Source organism: Polynucleobacter sp. AM-25C3 (genome assembly GCF_018882335.1).
Taxonomy (GTDB): domain Bacteria; phylum Pseudomonadota; class Gammaproteobacteria; order Burkholderiales; family Burkholderiaceae; genus Polynucleobacter.
Genome location: NZ_JACVOS010000007.1, coordinates 120,106 through 142,905 on the forward strand (window position 1 = coordinate 120,106; position 22,800 = coordinate 142,905).

Consider the following 22,800-nt stretch of genomic DNA (forward strand, 5'->3'; position numbering starts at 1 on the left):
CTCCTAAACAGCCGGCTTAATTGGAATGGTGCGACGCTTAGTACCGCCGAAGAGACTTGCTTCAGAGTCGCCATCAGAGCATCCGTTTCCAAAAGTAAAGCCGCAACTTCCCTTCATATCGAATGTATTTTCTGCATACTCACGATGCGATGTTGGAATGACAAAACGATCTTCATAGTTAGCAATCGCCATGGTCTGATACATATCTTCCACCTGATCTTCGGAGATGCCAGCCTGTTTCAATGCCTCTAGATTGCGTGTGCCATCCACATGCTTATCTCGCTGCCATGCCCTCATTGCCAACATTTTTTCTAAGGCGGATATCACCGGAGCCTCATCTCCAGCAGTTAACATATTGGCTAAATATTGCACCGGAATACGTAACTGCTTCACATCTGGAATATGGCCATTTACTCCGACATAACCAGCCTCCACTGCCCCAGTAACCGGGGAAAGTGGTGGAACATACCAAACCATTGGAAGCGTTCTATATTCTGGATGAAGTGGTAATGCAATTTTCCAATCCATCGCCATTTTGTATACAGGGCTCTTTTTGGCAGACTCCACCCAAGATGGAGGCACGCCGTCAGCTAAAGCTTGTTTCTGTACTTCTGGATCATTTGGATCCAAAAATACCTTCAACTGTGCTTTATATAAATCTTTTTCGCTCTCAACGCTGGCAGCGCTTTCAATTTGGTCGGCATCGTAAAGCATGACACCTAAATAACGGATACGGCCAACACAGGTTTCCGAACAGACTGTTGGTTGACCCGCCTCAATACGTGGATAGCAGAAAATGCATTTCTCTGCTTTACCGCTTTTCCAGTTGTAATAAATCTTTTTGTACGGACATGCAGAGACGCACATACGCCATCCACGGCATTTATCCTGGTCAATTAAAACAATCCCATCCTCTTCACGCTTGTAAATAGAACCTGATGGACAAGATGCAACGCAAGCAGGGTTCAAACAATGCTCACACAGACGTGGCATATACATCATGAATGTATTTTCGAACTGTCCCCATACGTCTTTTTGCATTTGATCAAAGTTGGAGTCTTTACTACGTTTTGCGAACTCACCACCAAGAATTTCTTCCCAGTTTGGGCCCCACTCTATCTTCTCCATGCGCTTGCCAGTGATTAAGCTTCTTGGGCGAGCAGTCGGAGTGGCCTTAGATTCGGGAGCGCTTTGTAAATGCTCATAGTCAAATGTAAATGGTTCGTAGTAATCGTCTATTTCTGGCAAATTAGGGTTGCCAAATAAGTTCATCCAAATCTTGGACCTACCACCTTGTTTAGGCTCAATCTTGCCATTGCTTTTACGCTTCCAGCCACCCTTCCACTTCTCTTGATCTTCCCAATTTTTTGGGTAACCGATTCCTGGTTTTGTTTCAACGTTATTAAACCAGGCGTACTCCATCCCTGGACGATTCGTCCAAACCTGCTTGCAAGTAACGGAGCATGTGTGACAGCCGATACATTTATCCAGATTTAAGACCATGCCAATTTGTGCGCGAATTTTCATCTATTTTCTCCGTTACGCTTGAACTGTGTTGGCATTTTCACTATCAAGCCAATCAATATTTCGCATCTTCCGAACTGTCACAAACTCATCTCGGTTAGTTCCAATCGTTCCGTAGTAATTAAATCCATAACTAAGTTGCGCATAACCACCAATCATGTGTGTGGGCTTAAGAACAATCCGCGTTACCGAGTTATGAATACCACCGCGCATACCAGTAATCTCAGATCCTGGCGTATTGATGATCTTCTCTTGAGCGTGATACATCATGACCATTCCTGGATTTACCCTTTGGCTCACGACAGCTCTCGCTGCTATTGCTCCATTGGCGTTATATAGCTCAACCCAATCGTTATCCACAATACCAGCTTTAACCGCATCATCTTCACTCAACCAAACGACTGGTCCACCACGATTCAGAGTCAGCATCATCAAGTTATCGCTATAGGTGGAATGAATGCCCCACTTTTGATGCGGCGTAATGAAGTTCAAAACAATTTCTTTATTTCCATTAGGCTTAATGCCCTTGACCTCAATAATGGTCTTTAAATCTACCGGCGGTCTATAAGAAACAAATCCTTCGCCAAATGCCCGCATCCATTTGTGATCCTGATAGAACTGTTGACGGCCAGTCAATGTTCTCCAAGGAATGTACTCATGAACGTTTGTATAACAAGCGTTATAAGAAACTTTTTCACTCTCCAGTCCAGACCAAGTTGGCGAACTGATGATCTTTCTTGGCTGCGCCTGAATATCACGGAAACGAATCTTCTCATCCTCGCGATGCAAAGCTAAATGCGCATGCTCAAGGCCCGTGATTTTGGATAATGCATCCCAAGCCTTGACTGCTACATGACCATTTGTCTCAGGAGCAAGCATTAATACAACCTCAGCAGCATCAATATCCGTTGAGATTTTTGCCATCCCCTTCATCTCGCCATGCTCAACACGACCATTGAGCTCCCGCAACTGCTCCACTTCAACCTTGGTATCCCAAGCAATACCCTTCCCGCCGTTTCCAACCTTGTCCATGAGCGGACCTAAGGCCGTAAAGCGGTTATAAGTATTTGGATAGTCACGCTCTACTACGGCAATTTGAGGCGCAGTTTTTCCGGGTATGAGATCGCACTCACCTTTCTTCCATTCCTGCACATCAAATGCCTGAGCTAATTCAGCGGGCGTGTCGTGCATTAAGGGAGTCATCACAATCTCTTTTTCAACACCCAGATGACCTACGCACACCTCTGAAAACTTTTTCGCAAATCCTTTATAGATATCCCAATCACTACGAGCCTCCCAAGCGGGGTCAACGGCTGTAGATAACGGATGGATAAATGGATGCATGTCGCTAGTATTAAGGTCATTCTTCTCATACCAAGTAGCAGTAGGTAGAACAATGTCGGAATACAAACAGGTAGTACTCATCCGAAAATCTAAGGTCACTAATAAATCAAGCTTGCCTTCAGGCGCCTTATCATGCCACTCGACTTCAGAAGGTCTTGCCTCATCAGCTCCAAGATCCTTGCCCTGAACACCGTGACTTGTTCCCAGTAGGTGTTTTAAAAAATACTCGTGCCCTTTTCCTGAGGATCCTAAAATATTAGATCTCCATACGAACATATTTCGCGGCCAATTGCTTGGATGATCTGGGTCCTCGCAACTCATTTGTAATGTTCCAGACTTCAAGCCATCAACAACATATTTCTTAGGATCTTTACCTGCAGCAAGAGCCTCTTTTACAACCTCAAGGGGATTTGTCTTTAACTGGGGAGCTGATGGCAACCAACCCATCCGCTCTGCACGGACGTTAAAGTCAATCATGCTGCCCGTGTACTCCTCTTTATTTGCTAGGGGCGATAACACCTCCTCCATACCAAGTTTTTCATAGCGCCATTGATCGGTATGCGCATAAAAGAAACTGGTAGAGTTTTGCTGACGCGGTGGACGAATCCAATCCAGTGCAAAAGCCAGGGGGGTCCAACCAGTTTGTGGGCGCAATTTTTCTTGACCTACATAGTGAGCCCAGCCACCACCGCTCTGGCCGATACAGCCACACATCATTAACATATTGATGATGCCGCGGTAATTCATATCACAGTGATACCAATGATTCATCGCAGCGCCAATAATGACCATTGACTTGCCTTTAGTCTTTTCTGCATTTTCTGCAAATTGACGAGCCACTGTGATTACTTGCTCACGCTTTACTCCGGTAATGGATTCTTGCCATGCTGGAGTATAAGGACCATTGTCATCATAAGATTTGGCGCACTCACCACCTAATCCACGGTCAATTCCATAATTACCTGCCAATAAGTCAAAAACTGTTGCTACAAATACTTCTTTTTCAACGCCATTCTCAGTAAGAATAATTTTCTTAGCAGGTATATTCTGAACAAGAACATCACTTTGCTTATTTGCATCAAAATATGGTGTATCAATACCACCAAAGTATGGGAATCCAACGGGGACAACATCATGTATTGACTGATCCTCCATTAGTGATAACTTCAATTTCACATCATTACCGTAATTAGCTTCTTTTGATTCTAGATTCCATTTACCCTGGTCTTTACGTCCCTCCGGACCCCATCTAAATCCAATGGACCCATTCGGTACTACCGGCTTGCCAGCCGTATCGAATGCAACCGTTTTCCAGTCGGCGCCATTAGTCTGGCCAAGCTTGCCATCAAAATCGCTTGAACGCGCATAGCGTCCAGGAACCAATACTTTTCTGCCGTCATCCAATACTTTTTCTTCCAGCATCACCAGATTTGGCATATCTGTATAGCGACGTACGTAATCATCAAAATACTCAGTGCGCTTATTGAAATAAAACTCTTTCAGAATGACATGCCCCATGGCCATCGCAATCGCAGCATCTGTACCCTGCTTAGGGTGCATCCAAATGTCTGCTAATTTAGAAATTTCGGCATAGTCCGGAGTGATTGCCACCGTTTTAGCACCCTTATATCTCACCTCGGTAAAAAAGTGCGCATCGGGAGTACGTGTTTGAGGGACGTTAGAGCCCCATGCAATGATGAAAGTAGAGTTATACCAATCAGCGGATTCCGGCACATCGGTTTGCTCACCCCATACCTGGGGGCTAGCTGGCGGCAAATCACAATACCAATCGTAAAAGCTCATGCATACGCCACCGATTAGACTTAAGTAACGCGATCCAGCTGCATAACTCACCATTGACATTGCTGGGATCGGAGAGAAGCCAATAATCCGATCGGGTCCATGCTTTTTAATCGTATAGACATTCGCTGCGGCAATGATTTCATTTACCTCATCCCACGAACTGCGAACGAAACCACCCTTACCCCGTAACTCCATCCACTCTTTGCGCTTAGCAGTGTTTTCAACTAAATTTGCCCAAGCATCTACCGGAGATTTGGCGACCGACTTTGCTTCACGCCACTGCTTTAGCAGTCGGCCGCGGATCATTGGATACTTCACGCGATTGGCACTGTACATGTACCAGCTGTAGCTCGCGCCGCGTGCACAACCCCGAGGCTCGTGATTAGGCAGGTCAGGTCTAGTGCGCGGGTAATCAGTTTGCTGAGTTTCCCAAGTAACAATGCCGCCTTTGACATAAATTTTCCAAGAACATGATCCCGTGCAATTGGTACCATGCGTTGAACGTACGATCTTATCGTGCTGCCAGCGCGAACGATAAGCGTCTTCCCACGTGCGGTCTTCTCCGACCGTCACACCATGGCCATCTGAAAACTCTTCTTTATCTGCAGATAAAAACTTGAGGCGATCTAAAAAGTGACTCATATCAATCCTTTAATATTTTCTTAGCAAGGCATTGGTGCGTTCTTACGGCTGTAATACCACCAGGTAATGAACGTACAGGTAACGTAAAAAACAATGAACGAGTACAGGGCAGCTTCAGGACCGCCTGTAGCAGCAATAGAACTTCCATAACTCTTGGGAATGAAGAATCCTCCGTAAGCACCTACTGCAGAACTAAAACCGAGCACTGCTGCAGCTTCTTTATTGGCATCACGAATTGCTTGGTCCTTGTCAGCCTGAGTATTGCCAGCGGCACGTTGACGCTCTGTCAAAAAAATGACCGGGATCATGCGGAAAGTTGATCCATTGCCAACACCAGATGTGGCGAAAAGTAACATAAAGGCAAACAAGAATCCATAGAACTCGCCTCCAACACCTCTCATTGGCAAGAAATGGAGGACTGCAAATACACCAGCACCCATTGCAATGAAGTTCCAGAAGGTAACTCTGGCGCCACCTAGCTTATCGGCTAGCCATCCACCTATAGGCCTTGCTAATGCACCAACCAATGGTCCAAGCCATGCATAACTAAGCGCATTAACGCCAGGAAATTGGCTCTTAATCAGCAAAGGAAAGCCAGCTGAGTAGCCAATAAAAGAGCCAAAGGTACCCAAATACAACCAGCACATGAGCCAGTTATGTTTGCGCTTAAAGATCACTGCTTGATCAGCAAAGGAGGCTTTTGCCTCAGCCAAATCGTTCATACCAAACCAGGCAGCAATTGCTGATACTGCAATAAATGGCACCCAAATAAAGCCTGCATTTTGCAGCCACATTGGCACTTCTTTACCTGCTTTTACAATAATTTGAGAGTCGCCACCTAAGCCACCGAATACACCTGCCGTAATCACCAGTGGAACAACTAACTGAACAATAGACACACCTAAATTACCTAGACCTGCATTAAGGCCTAAAGCCGTGCCTTTTTGCGCTTTGGGGTAAAAGAAGCTGATATTAGCCATTGAGGAAGCAAAATTTCCGCCACCCAACCCACATAACAAGGCTAGCAAGATGAAAAACTCATAAGGGGTTGATGGATTCTGTACAGCAAATCCAATACCTATAGCTGGAATTAATAATGATGCTGTTGAGATTGCCGTCCAGCGTCTGCCTCCAAAGATTGGAACTGCAAAAGAATAAAAAATTCGCAGAGTAGCGCCACATAATGCAGGAAGGGATGCCAACCAAAAAAGTTGATTCGTCGAGAATTTAAATCCAACATTCGGCAAGTTCACCACTACTACTGACCACACCATCCAGACTGCAAATGCGAGGGTTAATGCCGGAATCGAGATCAATAAATTGCGCTTCGCGATCGGCTTTCCAGTAAATTCCCAAAACTGCTTATTCTCCGGCTCCCAGCGCGAAATTACGGTCGAGGACATGATGTTTCCTTTTCTTTGCGATATTTAAGAGAGCGATGGAATGGATTTAGCACCCATCACTTCAGATTTACGAACTTCAGTGAGATACATCCAGATAAGCGATACCCACACTACGCCGTACATCAGCATGAATGCACTTGAACGAATCCCTGTGATATCTAAAATGGCGCCAAACATAATCGGCAGAATGAATCCGCCCAAACCACCGGCCAAGCCAACAATTCCTGAAATGGTGCCGATATTTTCTGGGTAGTCGTCGCCGATATATTTGAAAACACTGGCCTTACCAAACGCCCATGCAATGCCCAAGATGAACATGAGGCCAGTAAACAAATAAATATTTAGGCCAATGTGAAAAGTCTCAGGCCCATTAATCGTTTGGATAGTGAAATCGGTTTGGGGGTAAGAGAGTAAAAAAAGACAAATCCAACTTACCCACATTACCCACCAAGTGACCTGATGGGCGCCATATTTGTCAGATAACCATCCACCAATTGCTCTTAATACGCCACCAGGTAATGAGAAACATGCAGCAAGTAATGCGGCGGTCCGAATTTCCAGACCAAACTCACCGACGTAGTACTGCACCATCCACAAGCTGAGGCCAACATAACCACCAAAGACAATGCTGTAGTACTGGCAGTAGCGCAATACTTTCGGGTCTTTTAGGGCTTTTAATTGATCTTTAAAGGAAATATTGCTCGTTACCAAATGAGAAGGATCGCTAGCGCTAAAAATCCAAAATAAGAGTGCTGCGCCCAACATAACGCCTGCGTATACCTGCGGTACTACAGCCCAACCAAATGCCACCACCAAGGCAGGCGCTATAAATTTGTTAACTGCGGCACCAGAGTTACCAGCACCATAGACGCCCATTGCAAAACCCTGACGATTTTTTGGGAACCATCTTGCTACATAAGGAGTGCCGACAGAGAACGATCCGCCAGCCAAGCCTACGAATAGACCAATAACCAGAAAGTGCCAATATTGGGTGGCATAACTCATCATCCAGATAGGAATAACTGTAGAGAGCATCAGTAAAAACATCACAATGCGACCACCGAATCGATCGGTCCAGATTCCCAGGGGCACACGTACAAGTGAACCAGTCAAGATAGGGGTAGCTGTTAAAAGACCAAATTGAGTTGCACTTAAGTCGAGTGATTTTTTAATCGGTATACCAATCACCCCGAACATCATCCACACCATAAAGCAAACGGTGAAGGCAAATGTGCTGACAATCAAAACTGAATATGCTTTAGCGCTAGTTTTGGCTATCGAACTCATGAATACCCCTTAATGTCATGAGTTAATTATCAAAACTAACGGGGATTAAGAATATCCTCCAAAAGACTACTTTCAAAAAGCAGTCGAACTATAGGCAGCTGTGGCTTATAGTTCTTTAGGACTAGTACTTACGAAATAATGCCTTCAGCATTGGCAAACACTGCCACCTGTACTCGAGAAGTCAAGTTGAGCTTTCTCAAAATATGCTGTACGTGAATCTTGACAGTAGTTTCAGCTATGCCAAGCTGCCGAGCGATTTCTTTATTACTTGACCCAACGGCAATCAAGCGGACAGTATCGATCTCCCTGGGTGATAACGTAGCCGCCAAAGAAGTATTTGAGGGCTTATCTTCTTTTCTGGTATTGGTCTTAAAGGCACTAACTAGCTTATGAGTCAGCTCCTTGCTAATAACAGACTCACCTTCAAACGCCTTCCGAATGCCAAGTAGAAGCTCGTCTTTCTCGCTAGTTTTAAGCAAATACCCCTGGGCGCCATTTTGCAAAGCTTGCATTAAATCAGATTCATCTTCGCTCACTGTAAGCATGATGACAGTCGAATCAGGGGATGCATGAAAAATATCAGGGAGCGATTGAATGCCACTGGCGCCAGGCAAATGATTGTCAAGCAAGATTACATCCGGCTTTAGAGATTTACATAAGCGCAACGCCTCAATAGCGTCCCCAGCTTCGCCGACAACATCAAAGTCACTGGCCTGCGAAATTAAAGCGATCAAACCTCGCCTAAATAAGGTGTGATCGTCAACAACTAGAATCCGGATTTTTTCCAATTTTTTCCACACCTTCAATATTGAGATAACAGAATATCACCTACGTAGGTAAAGTTAACGATATGCAGGTTCCTGCCAATGCCTCCGAGCTCAACTCCAGCTTGGCTCCAATTTTATTGGCACGTTCCTGCATGATACTCATCCCCACATGCGTGCTATCAACCGTATTTAGCTCTGTTGAAAAACCAATCCCATCATCAATTACTCTAAACGTCCATTTTGGCGATTGCGCTACTTCGACTCTTACAATGCTCGCTTTCGAATGCTTTCTGATATTTGATAAGGCCTCTTGAATGACATGCATTACCTGAATCTGAACATCTGGCGCTAAAGGAAGTCCTTGCCCTTCAACAGATAGCTCAGTATGAATACCGGATTGGTGCTCGAATTTTTGTAAAGTCGTCTTTATCGCAGGTTCAATATCCTCGGTATTAGTACGCGTTCTAAAATGCAACAAAAGCTCGCGCACGTCACTATAACTTTCTCTCAAGCCTTCATCCAGCTCACCTAGGATAGTTTTGGCCTTTTCCGTAGCGGGCTCTACGATCTCATCTCTGAGCATTCCAACCTGTAATTTTAAAAACGCTAGTGACTGCGCAATTGAATCATGCAACTCTCTTGCTAATAAACTGCGCTCCTCAGAAATTGCCGCCTCTTTCTCCAAAGCTTTAATTCTCAAAGCCTCCATTGCCCCAGCCAAATGATGCGCCAAGGTCCCTAGCAAGGCCCTCTGATCTGAATCTATCGACTGCTCCTTAGTATAAAAAATATCAATTTCGCCAAGTAAATCTTGCTGAAATAGGATCGGAACCGAAATAAGGGCGTTATAACCTGCCTTTACGCAATGCCGATCCGCCTCTATCTTTGGATCAAATGTAATTACCTGAATTTCTGCATTACCACTAGACTGTCCACAGTAACAGTCTCCAGCAACCAAACATTGCTCTTCCTCGGCAATGGATGAGGGTAAATTTGCGCCAGATAATAAAAAATATCTCTTATTTGCCTGATCTGTCCAACGTATCGCGATGGCAGAAGCGTCCGTTATAGACAAAATTCGCTTTGAAAATCCTTGAGCCAATCTTTCCAGATTATCTTCTGTTGAAACGAATGAACTCAAATCATATAGCGCTTGCAAACGATTTTGTCGCTCTTGTAAATGGAATGTCTTTTCCCGGACCTTTGCCTCTAACCCGCTATATAAGTCACTAATAGTTTCAGTCATTGAATTAAAGCCGATTGCCAAATCACCAAATTCATCTTTTGCCTCGATTTGAACTCGTGTATTTAATTTTCCGGATCTCACACCATCAAAACCAATGCGCAGCTTCTCTACTGGATCTAAAATAACGGAATACCCCACATACATGATGACTAATGTGGCAAAAAGAGAGATAGCCAACATAGCAAACTGGAATAGATGGAGCATATTTGTCCAGTAATCAACCTCGACTTCTATTGACCCGACAAACCGATCAATATTCGCAACAAAATTATCAATGCGCGATACAGAAATACTGGTAGCCTTCCTCGTCTGTAGATCATCTTTGATGCTGCTCCATTGACCAGAAATATTTAGAAACAATTGTTTATTTAATTGATTCCAAGGCACAAATAGCGGCCGAGCTGGATCTCCATATTTAAGGGTAATGATGCTGTTGTCAAACTTAGTTATTAGCTTAGTTGTTGCCGCAGCATCACCCTCATTTACCAGAAGGGCTAACTGATAAGTTTGCATTCTCATGCGGCCAGCCTCATTGATTGCTGCCGCGCCACCCTCAAGCTTCCAAGTAACCCATAAAGTAAAGCTAATAGAAATCATCGCCAACACCAAAAGTGTCGTGCCAATGATCATTAGTTTCTTTTTTAAGGTAAATTCGGTATTCTTCATTCCACAACATATAAATAATGATACAAAGAGACAAAGAGCCCAATTGGCTTCATCGCCTACACCCAGGACTATTTGGCATGTCCCTAAGCTTACTTAGCCTCTCCTTCGCATGGAGTAAATACTCTCACGTCACTTCAATTTCAACTTTTTGGATTGAACGTTTTTTTCTTGTACTCGGCATCTTCATTCTATGCTTTCTAACAATACTCTGGAGTATTAAGGCGATTTTTTATCCTCAAGCGATTGGGGAGAAGTTCTTAAACCCGGTTTTAGGCCCAATGATGGCTTATTTTCCTATTAGCACAATGCTTGCTATCGCTCTACTATTCCCCAGATTTCCGGAATACTCTACGTTTGCTTATACGTTAACTGCTATCGCGCTCATTATTCAAGTCACCATTGCTTGGCGAGTGGTTCATATGCTCTCAATGGGTAATATGCCCACTGACCAAGTAACACCAGCGCTGTATCTACCCATTGTTCCTGGCGGCTTAGTTGGAGGCGCTGCGTTAGCTGCAATTGGATTGCCTGGATTTGGATATCTTGTATGGGGAATGGGTCTTGGAGGTTGGGCGTTATTAGAAATGCGCATTTTGCATCGCTTGTTTGCAGGCCCTCTGCCACCGCAATTTCGCCCAACCATTGGAATTGAAATGGGTCCAGCAGCAGTTAGCACCATCACCGCCATTACGATTTGGCCAAACCTTCCAGTTGATGCCATCTTGGTAGGTTTGGGTATTGCATCAGGTCCTATTTTTGCAGTACTCACGAGATGGCGGTCTTGGACGGCGGTCCCCTTTTCATTTGGATTTTGGTCATTTGCATTCCCTGCTGCTGCAACCACCTCTTGCGTCATTGAGGCGGTTATACGAGGAGGCTGGCCCCATCAAGCTGCGACGATTGCAATTGCTATTTCTACTGCGCTTGTCCTATTTTTGCTAGCCCGAACAATAATCTTGTTGATTCAACAAAAACTATATTGAACTCACTGCATCCACAGATGATTAGCCACACGCTCCGACGTAACCACAACTTGTGCAGTAATCACAGCCATCTTTTTTTATCACCGCATGAGCGCCACAGTCCGGACATTTTTTCCCAGCCATTAGGCCCCCGCCCGTGCTTTTTTGAGAATCAAGCTCACCAATCGTAAACTCCTCTGCAGCTTTAAATTCTGTAATTCCCCTTTTGGCTAGGATATTCTCAATAGCAAAAGCTACAGCAGCCACTTCAGAGTCATGCCACATTGGGGCTACAGCACCATCTTGCTTTTTCTTCGTTCCTAATCGAACAGGCCCTCTATCCCAAGCAACCTTCCTCATATCGCTTAAAGCTCTAGCAAGAAAGCCTCCCCGCGCTGCAAGAGAGAGCATTCGCATACTCGAAGTAATCCACTGCTGAGACTCTCCACTTTGACCTACAGGCATAAAAAATTCAATTGCCCTCTCAACACTTGCTTTCTTGCCAGCAACCACCCCCTCAACAGTCAAAAAGGAAATAATTAAATACAGCGTTTTTTGCCCATCCTGAGTCCAGTAATTAATTTTCTCAGCCACCGCAGGTAATTCGCCATTAGGACGGCGATCCACCACTTTTTTTGACGGACTATTTCTCCAATCCTCGCCATCTAGATCTGCGCTTAAGGGATTCTCGTTTGGACTAGGAGTTACCTGCAATACCGAACCCAAAATACTATTGGGTCGATAGGTGGCCATTCCCTTGAGCCTGGACTTCCATGCCGTTAGATATAGATCCTTAAATTTCTCATAAGGATAATCTGCCGGAACATTTACCGTTTTTGAAATGGCGGTATCAATAAATGGTTGAACTGCTTCCATCATCAAAATATGATCTTCAGCAGACATTTCTAAGGCAGTTACGAAATACTCTGGCAATACATTGACGTCTCCACCCAATTCCTTATACATCCTCCAAGCGTGATCCTCAACCGCATACTCTTTCGTTGAGCCATCAGCCTCTCTTTTCTTTCTGGTATATGTCCATGAGAAAGGAGGCTCAATTCCATTTGATGCATTATCTGCGAATGCAAGACTCACTGTTCCAGTAGGCGCTATCGACAACAGGTGGCTATTTCTCAAACCAAACTGCCGAATTTTTTTCTTCAAATCCTCACCAAGTCGACTCGCAAAATTTCCACCCGAAAGATATTGGTCGACATCCAAATCTGGAAATGACCCCTTCTCCTGAGCTAATGCAATTGAAGCCTCGTAGGAAATATCGCGCAACTTTTCTGATATTTCCGCCGCCTTTAATCTCGCTGGAGCGCTGTTGTATGCCAGCTTAAGCATAATTAAGGCATCCCCAAGACCGGTAAAGCCTACGCCAATACGTCGCTTTGAGTGGGCCTCTAATCCCTGCTCTTCAAGTGGCCAGTATGTTACATCCAAGACGTTATCAAGCATACGCACTTGAACCTTCACTACTTCAGAGAATTTAGCGAAATCGAAATAAGGTTCACCTGAAAAACCGAAAGGGTTAACGACAAATCTTGTGAGGATGATCGGGCCTAAGTCACAACAACCATAGGGAGGCAGGGGCTGCTCACCACAAGGATTGGTCGCCTCAATCCTCTCGCAATAATACAAATTATTATCCTGATTAATATTGTCGAGAAATAAAATTCCAGGCTCGGCAAAATCATATGCCGATTGCATAACCGCATCCCAAACATCTCTTGCTTTTACTTTCTTGTATACCCAGATTTGATCCGATTTTTGGTAAGCTCCATCCGCAATCAATAATTCACCAGGCTTTGCCTTGTGTACTAGCTCCATCTCCCCATCATTTTCAACCGATCGCATGAAATCATTTGAAACGCCAACGGAGACATTGAAGTTATTCCATCGACCCGGCGTTCTTTTTGCCGTAATGAAATCCAATATATCTGGGTGGTCTATTCTCAATACGCCCATTTGAGCCCCCCGTCTTGATCCAGCGCTTTCTACTGTGGAGCAGGATTGATCAAATACATTGATGTAACTACAAGGGCCTGAAGCAATTGAGGCGGTTCCTTTGACCTCGGAACCTTTTGGTCGAATTCTAGAAAAGTCATACCCAACCCCGCCGCCACGACGCATAGTTTCGGCAGCCTGCTTTAAAGCCTCATAAATACCAGGGCAACCATCCTCATCTAAGTCCTGAATACAATCTCCAACCGGCTGCACAAAGCAATTAATTAGAGTTGCCTTAATCCCAGTTCCCGCTGAGCTCATAATGCGACCGGCGCCAATGGCGCCTGCATTGAAATTCTCCAAGAATTTCTTCTCCACTTCTTCGCGTAGAGACGGCTCTTCTACTGAGGCGAGACTTTTTGCCACCCTTGCAAAAATAGTTTGCTCATCTTTTTCACCATTTTTTAAATACTTTTCAGCTAATACATCAAAACTAATTGGCTGCATAACCATAATTTTCTGGCTCCACTTCTGACAATAATTGGGTAATTAATTCGATGACGGGGCGTATCTGATTGCCAAAAGGTAAGGCGCCGGCCCCTCGAAAAAACAACCCTTTCTGTACATTGCCAGTAAGGGCGCTCCCAAGGACCTTATCAATGCAAAATTGACCCCATGAACTATTACCATCACGCAAGCCGCAATCATGAAGGCAATCAAAAATCATTGTGCAACGTGGTTTTTTGCGAGCCGTACCTTGCAGAATGCTCTCAACCTTTAGATACTTTCCAAGCCAGGGAGTTTTGACTGCTCTAGCTGGAAGTCCAGCCACACTTAAAAACTCAACTAAATCCTTTTGTTTGGCATTAGCCAGCACATGTTTAAATGCCTCGTCAGCGTCGCTCTCACAAGTTACCGCAAAAGCAGTGCCTAACTGGACGCCAGATGCTCCAAGTGCCTGCAAGCGCTTAATGTCTTGTAAGGAAGAAACTCCGCCAGCTGCAATTAGCGGAATCTGCCCTTCAATTCCGATGGATTTAAAAAAAGTAAGCACCTCAGGGATGACATTTTCAAAATCAAATTTTGGGTTGTGAATATCCCCCACGCTAGATGCCCCTACATGCCCTCCAGCCAATCTAGGATTCTCGATCACAATGGCATCAGGAAGACGCCCTTTCTTCATCCATTTTTTTACTAATAATTGAACGCCTCTAGATTCTGACAGAATTGGAATCAAAATGGCATCCGGAAAATCTGCCGCTAGATCCGGTAAATCAAGCGGTAAGCCGGCACCCACTACGATGGCATCAGCTCCATTCTCTAAGGAACACCTTACATAGGCGGCATACTCATTCACAGCCTTCATGACGTTTACTGCAATTAAACCAAATCCCTCAGAATCTACTTTAGCCTGGGTAATTTCCCGCCTTAATGCCTCAATGTTCGCTTTATTAATGACCTCTCGACTATCCGAACAAGGAGATAGGTGTTGGGTCTCTTGCATTAAGTCTGGATGCAAACGTCTCAAATCAATGGAGGAGATCGTTCCCATGCCTCCATTTTTTGCAACTGCGCCCGCAAGACGATGAGCTGATACCCCTACACCCATACCGCCTTGCACAATAGGAAGAATTGTCTTGCCTTTGATGACTAGCGGTGTAATCCCGCTCTTAGTTAGTAGATCTCCTGAAAAGGAAGGAATCATCATATTCATTGGCATACCCATATAAGAGACTGCGCTATCAACTCAATAGCGCCACTACCCTGGTTGCCCATCCAAGCGGGGCTTGGTAAGCCAAGGAAAGTACTTGTAGATGTAAAGAATGAAAGCCAAACACCAGCAGATACCAGCTAACCCAATCGTAAAATGGAACCAAACGCCCACTGTTAAATGCGCAACCATCCAAATGACTGCTGTCACCTGCACCAATACATAACAGCTCACTTCTATTGCCCCTGCCTTAATCAGCCTGCCTGTATGCCCCATAGCCGTTCTGGTAATCATGCCAATAATTAAGCCGCCCGTAGCACCAATACCAAAAGCATGCAGAGCGATATACATGGAGACCAGCCCAAAAGATGAAAAGCCGAGGAGGATAAAACCTAAAGGAATCCAAAAATAGGCAGCGTGTAGGATCCATACGATTGGCTTGGATCGTGTAGCCAAAGGCTTCCAACCTAACAGCAAAATAAACTGTAATACGCCGGTCAGAATGCATATGAGAGCAGTAACAACGCTGACTGAAAAGAATATCCAAAGCAAAAAGGACGTCGCACTGAATGCCAGCACAACAGTTGCAAATGATTTATTGCGAAACTGTTTTATTCCCACAATGGCATTCGCGGTAAAGCTTGGAATAACTCGACCACCAATCATGATTTCGATCATCACAATTAAGAATAACGATGAGATCAAAGGAACATTGCTATCAATACCGATATGTCCATAAGCAGACATATAGAACAATCCATTCAGTATCCCCAAAACACTGAGAATAAGAGGCAGGAAAAGATTTCTCACCATACTTCTTTGTAATATCAACTTACCAATAATCATTGCGATGATCGGCAAAAACAGAATGTCAATAATCACAAAATACGAACTAAATAACGGACCAAGTCGTCCCGCAATCCAGAAAAATGCTAGCAGCATTAACGATCTGCCCTTAGGTGTCTCAAGCCCCGTCCATGATCTAACTGCAGTTAGGGAGAAGCCAGCTACAACTGTTGTTGCAAACCCAAAAATCATTTCATGAGCATGCCACTGAATTCCAGGAATCGAGCCAATCCCTCGAATGCCTGAACCACTAAGCTCCATCAGCCATTCCAAAATAGCCGCTACAGACCAAAATGCCGCCAATAAATAAAATGGTCTAAAGCCTAGCGCAAAAAGAGGGATGGTCTTTTTTGTCATATCTACTTTAATTAAGACTTCGCCTCTAATTCTGCAATGCGCTTTTTGAGTTCACGATCTGTCTGAAAGCGCTCTGTATCATCCCTAACAATGGCTGCGATAGCACCTACATTGCCATCTTCATCCGTCAGCATTGCCACTGTGAAAGCAATTGATAAAGCTTTGCCTTCTTTGTGAAGGGCCGGTACGGTGAGCAAGGTAGAACCGTAGCGGGTCGTTCCCGTTTCCATGGATTTTTTATACCCATCCCAGTGCCGTAATCTAAAACGCTCTGGCGTAATGATGTCCAAACTTTTACCTAGAGCTTCAACAGCTGAGTATCCGAAAATTCTTTCTGCAGATGCATTCCAAAAAACAATATCACCTTTGGCATCTGAAATAACAACACCATCACCCATCGCGTTGGCTAACTGCTCAAAATCAACTTGGTATTTCATATTCAGACAAACTCCGTAAGCTAGGGATCAAAAGGTCTATTGTTTTTAGATTTTTGGATTCTCCACGTAACCATTGGTTATTGAAATAGCTCTATAGAACTATGCCCAACAATAAGGCCTCTTTAAACGCTTGAAATGCAGACTTCTTTTGCTATAAATCAAATACTTGGAGATAAACAAGCGTTTAATTACAAATAAAAATTGATATGCTAAAAAAATTCCCCCTCAACCCACCACATCCAGAACGAGTATGTTGGGGATGCGAGAGATATTGCCCGTCGAATTCAATGGCATGTGGAAACGGGTCTGATAGAACACAGCACCCACATGAACTATTCGGGGATGGCTGGGAAAGTTGGGGGCTTGATGATCGAGATTCTTTTAATGATCTTAAAAATCAACATCTTCATTTTTAGTGAACTAACTGGGAAGTGAGTATGAAGACAAAAGATTCAAATTTGATGGTCATCAGCGACCGCTTCTGGCCGATTAGGGACGTCCAAACCCCTAAGAACACCCCATCTTGAATGACTGATGTAGGGCAAGCAAGGGACTGAATCTTGCCTTAACCGAGATAGCTCAAAATACGCGGATTACCTCAATACCCTGAATTTTCTTAAGCGCATCTAAAAAACATTCTTGGCCAAACTCCCCCAAGCCTTCCTCAAAATAGTCTTTTAGTGAATCGGTATACATCTTAAGGAGTCGCTCAGAACGGCCTGATATTGTTGTTTTAATAAAAAAGTAAAAGAGCAGAGTTAGATATTCCCAAGTAATTTTTGGCAAGTTAGCTGCTTGTAGCCTCAGAAACTCATTTGGATTGACTGGGTGCTGAACATCTAGCTCAGGATTTCTTCCATAGCGCCAGCTTTCTATTTTTGGATGGGGATATCTCTCAATCCCATTCTCACTGAAAACATCATCAATACGTTTCAGGATTTCCTTCTCGCTGATGGTCTTAAGTTCGAATAATTCCCAGATTTTGGAGTTAAAAACAATGGCTGTACCTAGAAAATTAGGATGCTGATTAACAGCTTCAACAATTTCGGGAAGATTTCTTTTTAAACCCCTTCCCTTGCCTCGTGGGTACATGCCCACTTTGTCTATTCGTTCAAAAATTTTTGCGGGCGGATTGTGAAAACAGTCTTCAGCATTCCTCCACACAAACATTTCATCTAATTTTGGATTTGTTATTTCTGCCAGGCCCTTAACTTCCTTACACCAAAGAATATTTCGTGCCTTTGCTAAAGGTTCAATCTCTTGACCACCACGAGATTTCCCCGTTAATGCCTTATCGATTTCGGGAAGTTGAATGTCTTTCATATTCCTGTAGATTTTATTAAAACCCAATATGAAAATAGCAAAAATTTAGAAAATATTTAAATGACCCCAATTGACTCCACCTTAAGCGGCAAACTGATACGGGAATATGGCCCCATGATTGGAGGACGCGATCTTTACTCTGCCCTAGGATTCAAGTCCTACGGGGCATTTCGACTCGCCAAAGAACGTGGGGAGATACCAGTTGAGATATTTAAGATTCCAAAAAGACGGGATTGGTACGCCTTAACTACCGACCTGGCCCAATGGCTTCTAAGCCTTACCCGCGCCGAAGATAACGGCTCGCACAATGAGGAGCTAGAAATGTAAAAAGTCAGAATTAACCTAAAGGTCAACCCTGACTTTTTTTTGATGCTTGGATTTGCTGCTGTTCGAACTGACAGTATCCCCAAACCCCAAAACAAAGTCAATTTTTTTGAAGCTCATTTGAGCTGACACGGGAGAAATGCATTCAATTGATGCCTTTTGACGGTTCAGACGAATCACTGGAGATGCAATGCAGCAACACTTACCTAGATCAACCGAAGAAAATTTGGTATTAAAAACATTATGTCGAAAGTTTAATAATGGGGCGTTAATAATTCATGAAAACCCCATTCGACAAGTAGGCGGCAAGAAAAATGCCCCGCACTTAAAAACTACTGCCTACCATTTTGATGCTCTTGATGTTGACTGGATAAACACAGAGTCAAGTTATGAGGCTGATTTTGTATTGGTAACCGCCCTTGATCCTAATGTATCTGCCATATACCACCAGAGAGCGACCCTAACGCTTTCAAATGGAGCAACCTACACTCCCGATTTTTTAGTCATTAAGAATGGTCGGCCAACAATAGTAGAGATAAAACCGCACAAATTTACTCTCAAAGCACCTTGGCCACAATTATTTGAGCAAGCCCAATCTATTTGTGAAGCCCTAAACGTTACCTTTGAAGTTCAAACAGAACTGCAATTTCGCGTAGGAAATTTGCATAAAAGAGCCGAATACATTGCATTTTGTGCTCGTCTTGAATTCAATTCAGAAGATATTTTATTGGCTATTGAGGAAATATCTAAATACACAGATGGAATGACCTTTGATTTTTTCATGAGAATTACAGGCCTTCCAAAAATATTAATCTTAAAGCTCGTAGCAAGCCGTCACTTGCGCCTTAATGATGCGCTTGAGTATGAAGATGGCTCGATGATTTATTCGTCAGCAGCTTACTGACATGAGAAATTATTTTTCAGTTCAAAAGGGATTTTCGTTTTTATTTGAAAATGCCGTCCACGAATTTAATAAAGAATTTGTTAATTCGCAGTTAGAGACTCGTGTTTATTTTACGAACATGACAACCGGAGAAATCTGGGACAGCACTCGAGAAGATGTCTATACCAATGTGACCAATAAGTCTTACGCGGTGATACAGACGGGGTTAATTGATGACTTCACTTCAGACATACCACGTCACAATAATTACTCAACTATCGAACTAAATCCAAAGCAAAAGTTTGCTCATGAGAGGCGGATATTTTATTGCGGTCATTTAATTGCAAAAAATATTAGCGGAAATAATATTTCTGAATTGCGCGCTGAGCTCCATAGAATGAAATCATTTCTAAGTGAGCCAAAAAAACCAAGCCCATCAACTGTCAGACTTTGGATGCTTCAATATCAACCGCGAGAAGATGCTGCTGATTTAATTTCTGGTCATGCATTGCGTCCGAAAGGGCGATATCGATCACATCCTTTGCTAATAAAAATGGCATTTGAGGTCTTAAAACATCATTACTTCATTCAAAAAAATAATAAAAAAAATATAACAAGAAAAACGGCTCAGGCTTGTGCCATAGAAGTAAATGTGCGCGTGAATAACTTACCGCTATCAGATTTCAAGGAAATATTTCCTGAAAAAGATCCGTTTACCTATACCGGCAATCCCCCGCTCGCGCTCTTGAGATGCCCCTATATCAGTATCGCCACCATTAAAAGATTAATTCTAAGTTTTACACCTTATGAACGCGATCGTTTGCGCCTGCCAAAGGAATTGGTTAAGAAAAAATGGCAACATTCAATTGGGGGTGGTTACCCGGAACATGCATTCCAATATGTTGAACTAGACCATACCGTATCTGATGTATATGTCTACGACTCGAAGCATGGAAATATTATCGGCAGGCCCGTCATAACATTTTTAATTGACTCATTGTCTGGCTACATCTTGTCTACATGGGTCAGTTTTGATGGTGAAAACATTGGGCGATTCAGTAAGGTCATCGAATTTGCTTATCGAGATAAAACAAGCTTATTAAAAGAATTTAATCTTCAAAATGACTGGTTTGCTTTACTAGTCAAACCCTTCTATATGCGTATCGACAATGCGCCGTCACAACGCTCCGCAATCTTTTATGCCATATCTAAAAACTTAGGCATCAATCCAGAACGTGGCGCAGTTCGAACACCAGTAATGAAGGGTGGTGTTGAGAATTTGATGAAACGTTACTCGGATGCACTGCCTCAGCGAGGAAGGCCGCTTAAGCCAGGCGAGGTTTCCATTCCAGGCTATAACCCCTTGAAGGATGCAACCATTGCATTTGACGATTTTATTGCCTGGGTCTTCAAATGGGTAGTTGACGTGCACAACGTTTCAATTCCTGAGCGCAGCTTAATGTCTCCAAGAGATATTCTGATAGAGGAAATGGAAAAGCTTAAAGGCACAGTTCCTGTCTACCCAATGATGACTGAAGAGTTTAGGAGAGACCTATCCGTTCCCAAGCAATGCCAGGTAGACAACAACGGCATCACCCTTCTTACAATCAACTATCGCAGCCCTGAGTTGCGCGACCTCACTTATCAAATTAGTCCGAAATTCAAAACTGAAGTTAGATTTGACCCTAATGACATGGGCAGTATTTTTGTCTTAAATAAAAAAACTCAAAATTGGATTACCGTTCCGGCAGTGCGGGAAGACCTGGCAGGAAAAAGTCTTTTCTGGGTGAAATCAGAACGTAAAGCTCGTCGCCAAACGAACATTGAAAGTGGTGCACTTCAGAGGCATCTTGAGGCGATATATGGCTTTGGCGCATGGCAAGACCAATTTCTCTCTTCTAGCAAAAGAAAATTAAATGAAGCGAAAAGGGATGCTAGGCGCAGACAGGTCGATCAAGATAATCCGCACGGCAAGCCAGACACCCCTCCCATGTTGCCACCGCCTACTCAAAAAATGAATCCCATTGCGGAGATTGAAGCCCTCACCGCCAATTATGCAGTCGTCAATACTCCTACAGAAACTATTGACCCCCTTATTGATGCGGTTGTATATGCGCCACTCTAAATTTATTGCCAGCATGTAAATTCCCTATGAACCCTAACAATAATTTAGCCTCACTTCAATTACGTAGCATACGATTAAGACACCCCCTCTTTGAAGAGGCTTTCAATGGCACCTTAGATATCTTAAAAAATGCTCTTGCAACTGCGCGGCCTAACAGCGGTGTCTTAATTCATGGGCATGGGGGAACGGGTAAATCTACCCTTTTGGACTCACTTAAAAATGCTATTGAAACAGGTACAAATGGTGCGCCCCTTGGAAGGGTGCTTAACATCACATTTGCCGACTCTATTCCAACTCCTAAAAGTCTTTATTCATCAGTACTAAGGCAAAGCAATTATGTTTTGAAGATTACCTCACGCTCAACTCGTGATGGAATTTTGGAAGATCGGGTTGTGGATCAAATTGAACGTGAAAAATACATAGCAATGTTCATTGATGAATCCCAGCAAGTAGTCAAACAATCCAAAGATGAGCTTAGGATACGAGTACTAGACGCTGTTAAAAATATTTCGACTAGGACGGGAATTACGACCGTGTTATCGGGGACGAAAGATATTTCGCTATTGTTTGATGGCGCTTTGGGAGACGGGCAACTGAGCACTCGGTTTGCCACTAGATTTTATCTTGCTGAATTCCAAACAGAATCGTCCCTAATGGGATTTTTAAACGGCTATACCCAACAATGCAGTGCCATGGACATAAATATTATTCGACACAAACATAAAGAAATATTTGAAGGCATTGGCGGAAACTTACGGCGTCTAACAGATTTCATCATCATGTCCGTTGAAATTGCTGAAATTGAAAATGTAAGCGTTCTCACAGTTGAGCACCTGAAATTAGCATTTAAGAAATACTACGGAAATGCTCATGCGCGCGTTAACCCATTCTAGGTTTCCATTGCGGACAGAGTTGTTCCCGTTTGCAACCTTTCCAATTCAAGATGGACTGCTACCGGGAGAATCTGGTCCCGGTTATGTTCTGCGGATGGCCAGTAAAAATCATGTTGGCTACTATGAGTTACTACGCCACATTGATCTATACCCATATCCTTATCTCACCATAGATGCCACGGTAATCCCCCCATTTTTAACTTAAGCTAAAAGTAGAAGCTGGTACTGCAAGTGCTAGTTTTTGCTTTGGTGTAATTCCACCTAAGCCCATGTTCGGTCTTTCATGATTGTATGTCCACATCCAATC

Annotated in this window: 17 protein-coding genes; 6 read left to right on the forward strand and 11 right to left on the reverse strand. The window is 43.6% G+C overall.

The window, feature by feature from the left end; translation table 11 throughout:
* Positions 1 to 3: 3 nt before the first annotated feature.
* From narH to ICN12_RS06625, 6 genes are all read right to left on the reverse strand, one after another.
* The gene (narH, locus tag ICN12_RS06600) at positions 4 to 1,527 is read right to left on the reverse strand and encodes a nitrate reductase subunit beta (protein WP_216271732.1); all 1,524 of its coding nucleotides are present in this window, start codon (positions 1,525 to 1,527) and stop codon (positions 4 to 6) included.
* A gap of 12 nt (positions 1,528 to 1,539) precedes the next feature.
* Positions 1,540 to 5,313, reverse strand: a complete 3,774-nt coding sequence (locus ICN12_RS06605; protein ID WP_216271734.1) for a nitrate reductase subunit alpha — start codon at positions 5,311 to 5,313, stop codon at positions 1,540 to 1,542.
* Positions 5,314 to 5,333: 20 nt separating this feature from the next.
* Entirely contained in the window at positions 5,334 to 6,716 is a 1,383-nt protein-coding gene (locus ICN12_RS06610; RefSeq protein WP_216271736.1) for a NarK family nitrate/nitrite MFS transporter, read from the reverse strand.
* Between the two features lie 24 nt (positions 6,717 to 6,740).
* Positions 6,741 to 8,003: an MFS transporter gene (locus ICN12_RS06615; protein ID WP_216271738.1), complete on the reverse strand. Its 1,263-nt coding sequence runs from the start codon at positions 8,001 to 8,003 to the stop codon at positions 6,741 to 6,743.
* Between the two features lie 128 nt (positions 8,004 to 8,131).
* Positions 8,132 to 8,791, reverse strand: coding sequence for a response regulator (locus ICN12_RS06620; RefSeq protein WP_216860525.1), 660 nt, complete (start codon positions 8,789 to 8,791; stop codon positions 8,132 to 8,134).
* 40 nt (positions 8,792 to 8,831) lie between these two features.
* Entirely contained in the window at positions 8,832 to 10,682 is a 1,851-nt protein-coding gene (locus tag ICN12_RS06625; protein WP_041484816.1) for a type IV pili methyl-accepting chemotaxis transducer N-terminal domain-containing protein, read from the reverse strand.
* A 17-nt stretch (positions 10,683 to 10,699) separates the two neighbouring features.
* On the opposite strand from ICN12_RS06625, the gene ICN12_RS06630 reads away from it, so the two are divergent.
* Positions 10,700 to 11,665, forward strand: a complete 966-nt coding sequence (locus ICN12_RS06630) for an SLAC1 family transporter (protein ID WP_255537730.1) — start codon at positions 10,700 to 10,702, stop codon at positions 11,663 to 11,665.
* Between the two features lie 21 nt (positions 11,666 to 11,686).
* On the opposite strand, the gene ICN12_RS06635 is transcribed toward ICN12_RS06630, so the two are convergent.
* From ICN12_RS06635 to ICN12_RS06650, 4 genes are read right to left on the reverse strand one after another with little or no spacing between them, the layout of a single operon-like run.
* Positions 11,687 to 14,107, reverse strand: coding sequence for an adenosylcobalamin-dependent ribonucleoside-diphosphate reductase (locus tag ICN12_RS06635; protein WP_216271740.1), 2,421 nt, complete (start codon positions 14,105 to 14,107; stop codon positions 11,687 to 11,689).
* Complete coding sequence (locus ICN12_RS06640) at positions 14,088 to 15,302, reverse strand: NAD(P)H-dependent flavin oxidoreductase (protein WP_255537731.1); 1,215 nt, start codon at positions 15,300 to 15,302, stop codon at positions 14,088 to 14,090. The genes ICN12_RS06635 and ICN12_RS06640 overlap by 20 nt, the downstream gene beginning before the upstream one ends.
* A 51-nt stretch (positions 15,303 to 15,353) precedes the next feature.
* Positions 15,354 to 16,508 carry an NnrS family protein gene (locus ICN12_RS06645; protein ID WP_216271741.1) on the reverse strand — a complete coding sequence of 385 codons (1,155 nt, stop codon included), beginning with the start codon at positions 16,506 to 16,508 and terminating at the stop codon, positions 15,354 to 15,356.
* 11 nt (positions 16,509 to 16,519) lie between these two features.
* Positions 16,520 to 16,945 (reverse strand): PAS domain-containing protein, encoded by a 426-nt coding sequence (locus ICN12_RS06650; RefSeq protein ID WP_216253051.1) that lies wholly within the window; start codon positions 16,943 to 16,945, stop codon positions 16,520 to 16,522.
* Positions 16,946 to 17,151: 206 nt separating this feature from the next.
* Between ICN12_RS06650 and ICN12_RS06655 the strand changes: the two genes are divergently transcribed.
* Positions 17,152 to 17,361: a DUF3079 domain-containing protein gene (locus ICN12_RS06655; RefSeq protein WP_216271742.1), complete on the forward strand. Its 210-nt coding sequence runs from the start codon at positions 17,152 to 17,154 to the stop codon at positions 17,359 to 17,361.
* Between the two features lie 163 nt (positions 17,362 to 17,524).
* On the opposite strand, the gene ICN12_RS06660 is transcribed toward ICN12_RS06655, so the two are convergent.
* Entirely contained in the window at positions 17,525 to 18,268 is a 744-nt protein-coding gene (locus ICN12_RS06660) for a hypothetical protein (protein WP_216271743.1), read from the reverse strand.
* Between the two features lie 60 nt (positions 18,269 to 18,328).
* On the opposite strand from ICN12_RS06660, the gene ICN12_RS06665 reads away from it, so the two are divergent.
* The 4 genes from ICN12_RS06665 to ICN12_RS06680 all read left to right on the forward strand — a co-directional run bounded on the left by ICN12_RS06665 (position 18,329) and on the right by ICN12_RS06680 (position 22,493).
* On the forward strand, positions 18,329 to 18,595 hold the full coding sequence (locus tag ICN12_RS06665; RefSeq protein ID WP_216271744.1) for a hypothetical protein: 267 nt from the start codon (positions 18,329 to 18,331) through the stop codon (positions 18,593 to 18,595).
* 187 nt (positions 18,596 to 18,782) lie between these two features.
* Entirely contained in the window at positions 18,783 to 19,496 is a 714-nt protein-coding gene (locus ICN12_RS06670; protein ID WP_216271745.1) for a TnsA endonuclease N-terminal domain-containing protein, read from the forward strand.
* A gap of 1 nt (position 19,497) precedes the next feature.
* Entirely contained in the window at positions 19,498 to 21,600 is a 2,103-nt protein-coding gene (locus ICN12_RS06675; protein ID WP_216271746.1) for a TnsB C-terminal domain-containing protein, read from the forward strand.
* A 26-nt stretch (positions 21,601 to 21,626) separates the two neighbouring features.
* Positions 21,627 to 22,493 carry a TniB family NTP-binding protein gene (locus ICN12_RS06680; protein ID WP_216271747.1) on the forward strand — a complete coding sequence of 289 codons (867 nt, stop codon included), beginning with the start codon at positions 21,627 to 21,629 and terminating at the stop codon, positions 22,491 to 22,493.
* The last annotated feature ends 307 nt before the right edge of the window (positions 22,494 to 22,800 follow it).

Coding starts and splice junctions, on each gene's coding strand:
- ICN12_RS06675 (WP_216271746.1), top strand. CDS start 19,498: ATGAGAAATTATTTTTCAGTTCAAAAGGGATTTTCGTTTTTATTTGAA.
- ICN12_RS06650 (WP_216253051.1), bottom strand. CDS start 16,945: ATGAAATACCAAGTTGATTTTGAGCAGTTAGCCAACGCGATGGGTGAT.
- ICN12_RS06640 (WP_255537731.1), bottom strand. CDS start 15,302: ATGATGATTCCTTCCTTTTCAGGAGATCTACTAACTAAGAGCGGGATT.
- ICN12_RS06645 (WP_216271741.1), bottom strand. CDS start 16,508: ATGACAAAAAAGACCATCCCTCTTTTTGCGCTAGGCTTTAGACCATTT.
- ICN12_RS06635 (WP_216271740.1), bottom strand. CDS start 14,107: ATGGTTATGCAGCCAATTAGTTTTGATGTATTAGCTGAAAAGTATTTA.
- ICN12_RS06605 (WP_216271734.1), bottom strand. CDS start 5,313: ATGAGTCACTTTTTAGATCGCCTCAAGTTTTTATCTGCAGATAAAGAA.
- narH (WP_216271732.1), bottom strand. CDS start 1,527: ATGAAAATTCGCGCACAAATTGGCATGGTCTTAAATCTGGATAAATGT.
- ICN12_RS06670 (WP_216271745.1), top strand. CDS start 18,783: ATGCAGCAACACTTACCTAGATCAACCGAAGAAAATTTGGTATTAAAA.
- ICN12_RS06665 (WP_216271744.1), top strand. CDS start 18,329: ATGACCCCAATTGACTCCACCTTAAGCGGCAAACTGATACGGGAATAT.
- ICN12_RS06680 (WP_216271747.1), top strand. CDS start 21,627: ATGAACCCTAACAATAATTTAGCCTCACTTCAATTACGTAGCATACGA.
- ICN12_RS06660 (WP_216271743.1), bottom strand. CDS start 18,268: ATGAAAGACATTCAACTTCCCGAAATCGATAAGGCATTAACGGGGAAA.
- ICN12_RS06655 (WP_216271742.1), top strand. CDS start 17,152: ATGCTAAAAAAATTCCCCCTCAACCCACCACATCCAGAACGAGTATGT.
- ICN12_RS06625 (WP_041484816.1), bottom strand. CDS start 10,682: ATGAAGAATACCGAATTTACCTTAAAAAAGAAACTAATGATCATTGGC.
- ICN12_RS06615 (WP_216271738.1), bottom strand. CDS start 8,003: ATGAGTTCGATAGCCAAAACTAGCGCTAAAGCATATTCAGTTTTGATT.
- ICN12_RS06630 (WP_255537730.1), top strand. CDS start 10,700: ATGATACAAAGAGACAAAGAGCCCAATTGGCTTCATCGCCTACACCCA.
- ICN12_RS06610 (WP_216271736.1), bottom strand. CDS start 6,716: ATGTCCTCGACCGTAATTTCGCGCTGGGAGCCGGAGAATAAGCAGTTT.